This window comes from Streptomyces sp. SID5910, from assembly GCF_009862125.1.
In the GTDB taxonomy this organism is placed as follows: domain Bacteria; phylum Actinomycetota; class Actinomycetes; order Streptomycetales; family Streptomycetaceae; genus Streptomyces.
This window is the reverse complement of the sequence record NZ_WWHX01000591.1, coordinates 1-6,934: the sequence shown is the minus strand read 5'-3', so window position 1 is coordinate 6,934 and position 6,934 is coordinate 1. Positions and strand designations below refer to the sequence as shown.

5 protein-coding genes and 1 pseudogene are annotated in these 6,934 nt (G+C 75.8%); 1 reads left to right on the top strand and 5 read right to left on the bottom strand.

Features of this window, described 5'->3' with window-relative positions:
* Both GTW67_RS20840 and GTW67_RS20835 read right to left on the bottom strand, forming a co-directional pair.
* A pseudogene (locus tag GTW67_RS20840) lies at window positions 1–1,027 on the bottom strand (ABC transporter permease); the annotation flags it as partial.
* Between the two features lie 195 nt (window positions 1,028–1,222).
* Entirely contained in the window at window positions 1,223–1,636 is a 414-nt protein-coding gene (locus tag GTW67_RS20835) for a globin (RefSeq protein WP_161166319.1), read from the bottom strand.
* Between the two features lie 101 nt (window positions 1,637–1,737).
* Between GTW67_RS20835 and GTW67_RS20830 the strand changes: the two genes are divergently transcribed.
* Complete coding sequence (locus tag GTW67_RS20830) at window positions 1,738–2,712, top strand: methyltransferase domain-containing protein (RefSeq protein WP_161166318.1); 975 nt, start codon at window positions 1,738–1,740, stop codon at window positions 2,710–2,712.
* Window positions 2,713–2,729: 17 nt separating this feature from the next.
* On the opposite strand, the gene GTW67_RS20825 is transcribed toward GTW67_RS20830, so the two are convergent.
* The 3 genes from GTW67_RS20825 to GTW67_RS20815 all read right to left on the bottom strand — a co-directional run.
* Window positions 2,730–4,313, bottom strand: a complete 1,584-nt coding sequence (locus GTW67_RS20825; protein WP_161166317.1) for an FHA domain-containing protein — start codon at window positions 4,311–4,313, stop codon at window positions 2,730–2,732.
* A 32-nt stretch (window positions 4,314–4,345) separates the two neighbouring features.
* Complete coding sequence (locus GTW67_RS20820) at window positions 4,346–5,692, bottom strand: VWA domain-containing protein (protein ID WP_161166316.1); 1,347 nt, start codon at window positions 5,690–5,692, stop codon at window positions 4,346–4,348.
* 84 nt (window positions 5,693–5,776) lie between these two features.
* A partial coding sequence (locus GTW67_RS20815; RefSeq protein WP_161166315.1) for a PP2C family protein-serine/threonine phosphatase occupies window positions 5,777–6,934 on the bottom strand: 1,158 nt, incomplete at its 5' end.

The window sequence follows — 6,934 nt, the reverse complement described above, 5'->3', positions numbered from 1 at the left end:
GCGCGGCGAGCCGTCCGAGGCGGGCCCGGGAGGCGCCCCGCGCCCGCAACAGCCGCAGCTCGCCCGCGCGTTCGGCGCTCAGCAGCCGGGCCACCAGCAGCAGCGCGCAGCCCGCCAGCAGGGCCAGCTGGAGCGCCACGACGAGGAGCGTGGAGCGGGACACCAGCAGGGAGCGGTCGAGCCGGTCCAGCACCTCGGGCAGGGACGTCGCCGAGGCGGTCGTACCGCTGAGGACGGGCCGGCCGCGCAGCCACGCCATGCCGTCCCGGGCCGCCTCGCCCAGCGCGTCCGTCCGGTCCGCCGTGACCGTGGAGAAGTCCGCCGTCGCCAGCCACCCGGACGGCCCGGCGCTCACCCGGCCGCCGGTCAGCGCACCGGGGGTGGTGAGCAGCGGCCCGTACGTCGTGAAGCCGCCCTGCTTGATGCCGCGTCCGCCGAGGTCGTCCAGGTCCCAGTACGGGGACGCGGCCTCGGCCGGCCGGTAGAGGCCGGTGACCTCGATCCGCACGGCCGGGCCGTCGAACCGGTCGGTGAGGGTGAGGCGGGTGCCGGTCCGGACGGCGAGGCGTTCGGCGGCGGCCGTCGGCAGCGCGATCTCGGTCACCGGGCCGCCGTCGCGCGGCATCCGTCCCTCGGTGATCCGCACCTGCGCCGGGTCGAGTGCCGCGAAGTACGTCAGGTCCGGGTTGTCGCCGGGCTGCTCGCCGTGCGGCCGCAGGGTGCCCGGCAGGGCGTAGGGGCCCGACCGCATCAGGGTGCGGACGGTGACCGGCAGCCCGCCGAAGGTGTCCCGGGCGCCCTCGCGCACGGTGGCGTCGGCGTCCTCGCGTCCGTCCTCGGGGACGTCCGCCTTGACGATCAGCGCGGTGTCGGCGGCGTTGCGCGGGTCGGCGAGGGCGTGCCGCAGGGAGGCGTCGCCGATCGCGCCCGAGTAGGCGGCCAGGGTCGCCAGTACCGCCGTGGTCAGCAGGACGGTGAGCAGCGCGGCGGCGAGCAGCAGGCGGTGCGCCCGCGCGCGCAGCAGCACGAACCCCGTGATGCCCCCGCTCCCCGCCACCCGGCCCCCCGGCGCCGTTGTCCAGACCTTTCGGTGATGTTGTCAGAGGGTCCACGGTGCCGGTAAGCGCTTGAGGGGCGGAATTGACCGGATCGTGACCGGATTCCGGCGATGCGGGACCGGAATCCGCTCATCGGCTCCCGGGAGCCGGCAACCTCGGCGCGGTCAGCCCTCGGTGTTGACCATCGAGGCCGCCGCGTACGTCAGGTACTTCCACAGCGTCTGCTCGTGCTCCTCGGACAGACCGAGCTCGTCGACGGCCACCCGCATGTGCTTCAGCCACGCGTCGTGCGCGGCACGGTCCACGGCGAAGGGCGCGTGCCGCATCCGCAGGCGGGGATGGCCGCGGTTCTCGCTGTACGTCGTCGGGCCGCCCCAGTACTGCATGAGGAAGAGCGCGAACCGCTCCTCGGCCGGCCCGAGGTCCTCCTCCGGGTACATCGGCCGCAGAACCGGATCCTGGGCGACCCCCTCGTAGAAACGGTGGACGAGCCGGCGGAAGGTCTCCTCCCCGCCGACCTGCTCGTAGAAGGTCTGCTCCTGAAGCGTGCCGCGCCGAATCTCATTCACGCCGTCCATGGTCTCAGACCGGGCGGCATAGGCCTTGAGACTTAGGACCTCCGCCCCCGGAGCACTCGTGAACCGCCCGCGGCGACCGGGCCGGGCCCTACTGTGGAGGCATGGGCGGGCACCAGGACCTGGCAGGCCTCGCCGCCTCCGCGCGGGCGGAGCTGGTGCGGGAGATCGAGCTGACCGGCGCCTGGACGGCCGACCCGGTCTGGCGGGAGGCTTTCGCGACCGTCCCGCGCCACCTCTTCGTGCCCTACTACTACGTCGGCGTCCGGGGCGGCTACGAGCGCCGGTGGGGCGAGCACCCCGACCCCGCGGCCCGCGAGCGCTGGCTGCGCGGCGCCTACGCCGACGTCCCGCTCGCCACCCGGCTGCGCGACGGCGAGCTGCTCTCCTCCAGCAGCCAGCCGTCGCTGATGGCGATGATGCTGGTGGCACTGGAGGTCACCGACGGCGACCGGGTCCTGGAGATCGGCGCCGGCACCGGCTACAACGCCGCCCTGCTCGCCCACCGGCTCGGCGACGACGGCCTGGTCACCACCGTCGACCTGGACCCGGAGATCACCGAGTCGGCCCGCCGGCACCTGACCGCCGCCGGACACCACCCGGCCGTCGTCACCGGCGACGGGGCGCGCGGGGTGCCCGAACGCGCCCCCTTCGACCGGATCATCGCCACCTGCGCGCTGCCGGCGGTCCCGCGCGCCTGGCTCGTCCAGTGCCGGCCCGGAGCGCGCGTCCTGGCGCCGCTCGCCACCGGGCTGATCGCGCTCACCGTCCGCGACGCCGGGCACGCCGAGGGGCACTTCCTGGAGACACCGGCCTACTTCGTGCCGCTGCGCGGCGCCGGGCGGACCGAGCCGGAGCCGCCGGGCCTCGGCGGGGTGCCGCGCCGGGCCCGCGACGACGACCTGTTCCGGTTCCTGCTGGCGCTGACGCGGGGCAGCCTCGACCCGCAGGAGGCGTACGCGCTGTGGGAGCGCGAGGACGCCCCCCGGCGCGAGCGCTACGGCGTCACCGTCCGCGGCGAGCGGGCCTGGGCCTGGCTGGACGACCCGGAGGGCCCCTACGCCTGGCCCTTCACCTGACGCGGCCCGCGCCCGCCTCAGCCGCGGCGGACCGTGATCGTCGTCCAGGCGCCGACGTGCACCCGGTCGCCGTCCTGGAGCGGCACCGGCACGAAGGGCTGGATCGGCTCGTCGCCGCCGTTGACCGTCGTGCCGTTCGTCGAGTTCTGGTCGACGACCGCCCAGTTGCCGTCCGGCTGCTGCACGAGCACCGCGTGCTGGTGCGAGACGCCCGGGTCCTCCGGCGGCACCGCGAGATCGATGTCCGGGGTGTCGCCGGTGGAGTGCCGGCGGCGGCCGATCGTGATCTGGTTGCCGGTGAGCGTGCGCTGCTGCTCGGGCGAGTACGCGGGCAGGTTCAGACCCGCGGCCTCGGGGCCGGAGCGCTGCATCATCGCCATGAAGTAGTCGCGGTCAGGGCCGATGGTCGCCGTCCAGGTCGCCGGCTGCTGGGGCCCCGGCGGGAAGCCGTGGCCGGGCGGGGCCTGGGTGGCGCCGGGCTGCGGATAGCCGTAGCCACCGCCGGGCCCTCCGGGACCGCCCGGCCCTGCGGGGCCGCCGGGGCCGGACGGCGGGGAGAGCACCCAGTCGTCGTCACCGCCGCCGAAGGACGGACCGCCGCCCTGCTGCGTGCCCCCGCCCTGCTGCGGGCGGCCGGTCTCCTGCGGGAAGCCGGGCGGGGCCGGGGGCGCGGACTGCTGGAACGCCTGCGGAGGCCCGCCGGGACCACCGGGGCCACCGGGACGGCCGGGACCTCCCGGCCCACCGGGCCCACCAGGGCCACCAGGACCGGGCGGGGGCGGGACGGGACCGGGCGGCGGCGGAACCGGCCGCGACGGGTCGCCGCCGAAACCGGGCGGGGCCGGCGGACCGGAAGGCCCACCCTGGCCGCCGGGACCGGGGTAGCCGTAGCCGGAGGGACCGCCCTGGCCGCCGGGGCCGGGGTAGCCGGAGGGGCCGTTCGGGCCGCCGGGACCGTGCGGACCGGGGCCGTTGGGGCCACCCGGACCGTGCGGACCGGGACCACCCGGGCCGCCGGGACCACTCTGCCCGTACTGACCGGGGCCACCGGAACCACCGGGGCCGTGCTGGCCGGGAGCACCGGGACCACTCGGGCCGTGCTGGCCGGGGCCGCCCTGACCGCCCGGGACCGACGGGTCGCCGCCGTAGGGCGGGCCCGGCGGGATCGGCTCGGCGGGACGGTTCATCTGGGACGGGCGGGAGCCCTGGTAGTCGTACGCGTCACCGCCGCCGTACGACGGTCCGCCCGGCGGCTGCGGGAACCGCGGCCCCGGACCGGGCGCCGGCGGGCGCGGGGCCGCCGGGGTGTACGAGGTGGCGGTGTTGGTGAGGAAGTTCCACCGGCACTCCTCGCAGAACGGCGCACCGCCCTCGCGGGGCGTGCGGCACTGCGGGCACAGCTGCGGTTCCCCGCCGGGGCCGCCCGGACCACCGGGACCGGGACCGCCCTGGCCGCCGGGACCGGCGGGCGGCGGGAAGCCGTAACCGCCGCCCGGGGGCGGTGGCGGCGGAGGGGGCGGCACGGCACCGGCCATGCGGTGACCGCAGACCTCGCACCAGTCGTCGGAACCCGACTGGTGTCCGTTCGGGCAGGTCGGCATGTCGGAGCTTCCCCCTCTTGCGGAGCTTGTCGCTACTTCTTCACGCGAACGGTCTTCGTCGACCGGGTCTCGAGAGTCATCTCGTCGGCCTCCTCGACCTTCGCTTTCAGTCGCACAGTACCTGCCGCCACGTCGACCACGTCCACCACCTTCGCAAGCAGTTTCGCCGTATCCGCGTTTCCGGAGGCTCCCGCCAGCTGGACGGCGCGGCCCAGTTTGGCCGTCGCTCCGTCGATGTCTCCCGCTTTGCGCAGATCCAGCCCTTGTTGGATGACCTGTGCCAGTTCGGCCTGCCCGGTGTAGTGGGCGACCTGGGGGTTGATCGACGTGGACGCGACCATGTCGTCCGTCCACACGGCCCGTACGAGACCCTGAGCGCCGAGGTTCTGCGCGGTGCCCCCGGGCTCCGGGACGACGAGCGACACCCGGGCGGCCAGCATCTCCTGGCCGATGTTCGCGGCCGGTACCTCCACGCAGACGTGGTAGTCACGGGACTCGTCGCCCCAGGACCCGGTGGGGTAGTCGCCGGAGCGCGGCCCCGCCTCGGTGCGGCGGCCGGTCAGCTCCTCGACCGTGGGGGCGACCTGCTTGACGAACCTCACGGTGGTGCCGACCGGCGTCCACAGGCGCAGCGCCACGTCGGCGACCTCCTTGCCCATGGCCGTCTCCATCATCCCCGTGAAGTCCGCGGCCAGGCCCGCCGGATCGGCGACGATGTCGGCGGTGCCGAGCAGGGCGGAGGCGATGCCTGTGACTTCTTTCACTTCCCAGTCGGTGCCCACGCCCCGGGCGTCACAGGTGAAACGTCCGGCGCAGGCGTCGAGCGCCGCCTTCAGGTCCTCGGGCGACTCGTGCTCGTTGCGGCCGTCGGTGAGCAGGATGCCGTGCCGGATGGCGACGTCCGCCGTGGACAGCAGCCGGTCGGCCAGCCGCAGCCAGGTGCCGATGGCCGTGCCGCCGCCCGCGCTCAGCCTGCGCAGCGCCTGCTTGGCCTGCTCCCGGGTGGTGGCGTCGGCGACCGCGAGCCGGCCGCCTCCGGGGTAGACCTCCGTGGCCACGTGCGTGCCGCCGACCACCGCGAAGTGCACGCCGTCGCGCAGGGTGTCGATCGCGGCGGCCGTCGCGTCCCGGGCGTTGCGCATCTTGGTCGGCGGGTAGTCCATCGAGCCCGAGCAGTCGACCATCAGCGCCACGGCGGCGGACGGCCCCCGGCCCGGCGCGTACAGATGGGGCGCGGCCACCGCGCTTCCGATCGTGCCGCCGCCGGTCGCGGTGACCGTGACGATCGCGTTGACCTCGCGGCCACCCTCGGGCAGGTACTCGTTCTGGTAGACGTCCACCGAGAACTGAGGCACGTTCGACTTCGAGAAATTGGCCATGCCGGATCGCATCCCCCTCTACGTCCCCCACGGTGGTGGGGTGATGGCTGGTGGCGCGGACCGCCCCCTGCGGTCCGCGAGGCCTCAGCCGGATCCTGCCCCCGCGGGCGGGGCCGGGAACGGCACGACGGCCACTGTTACGTTGTCGTGGCCACCGCCGTCCAGGGCGTGACCGACCAGGACTTGCGCGCTGTGCAGCGGGCGCGTGGCGGCGTCGAGGGGTACGGCGCGGGCCATCTCCTCGGCAGACTCGGCGTAGTTCCACAGGCCGTCCGTGCAGACCACGACGACACCCGGGCGGTCCGGCTTGAACGACGCGGTGTGCGGCTCCAGTTCGTAGGCGTCGGCGCCGAGCCAGCCGGTGATCGCGTGGGCGCGCTCGTCGGCGTACGCCTCGGCCTCGTTCATCAGGCCCGCGGCGACCATCTGCGCGGCCCACGAGTCGTCCTCGGTGAGCCGGGCGGGGGGTGTGCCGCGGTCGGCCGGCACCCAGTAGACGCGGCTGTCGCCGACCCAGCCGACGACCAGCAGGTCCGAGGTGACCACGGCGCCGACGAGGGTGCAGGCCGGGGCGTTCTGGTGCGGGGCCTGCTCGCGGGCCGTGGCGGGCTCGTCGGCCAGGGCGTTGACGGCGTGCGAGGCGGCGACGATCGCGTCGTGCATGGCCTGCTGCGGGTGCGTGCCGCGCGGCAGGACCGCGAGCAGCGACTCGCCGGCCGCGCGGGACGCGGCGAGGGAGGCGTCGTCCGGGCGGGTCGCCGAGGAGACGCCGTCGCAGACGATCGCCACGGTCGCGGGCGTCCCGTCGGGCAGCGCGGTGTGGCCGACGCGGAAGGCGTCCTCGTTGCGGTGGTGGCGCAGCCCGCGGTCGCTGACCGCGGCCACGGGGCCCGACTCCTGCTCCATGTGGTCGCGTTCGCGGGGCTGGGCGTGTCCGCAGTTCTCGCAGTAGCCGTCGTCGTCGACGCGGCCCGCGCGGCAGGCCACGCAGACCTTGCCGGACGCGGCCGGGGCGGCGACGGCGGGCGCGGCCTCCGGGGACGGTGCCGGGGCGGGGGCCGAGCGCGGGTCGGGTGCCTGGAGCGGGTACTCGTCGGGCTCGCCCGGACGGTCGAACCGCACACCGGACGCGGCCGCTTCGGCCCCGTCGTACCCACCCGCGGCCGGCGGTGCGGCCGGCGGTGCGGCCGGTGCCGGTGGCGCGGCGGCAGGCGGTGGCGGTGGTGCGGCCGGTGGCGCGGG

Excerpts from the sequence above, each read along its gene's own strand:
- GTW67_RS20835 (WP_161166319.1), bottom strand. The coding sequence starts at position 1,636 with ATGGACGGCGTGAATGAGATTCGGCGCGGCACGCTTCAGGAGCAGACC.
- GTW67_RS20830 (WP_161166318.1), top strand. The coding sequence starts at position 1,738 with ATGGGCGGGCACCAGGACCTGGCAGGCCTCGCCGCCTCCGCGCGGGCG.
- GTW67_RS20825 (WP_161166317.1), bottom strand. The coding sequence starts at position 4,313 with ATGCCGACCTGCCCGAACGGACACCAGTCGGGTTCCGACGACTGGTGC.
- GTW67_RS20820 (WP_161166316.1), bottom strand. The coding sequence starts at position 5,692 with ATGGCCAATTTCTCGAAGTCGAACGTGCCTCAGTTCTCGGTGGACGTC.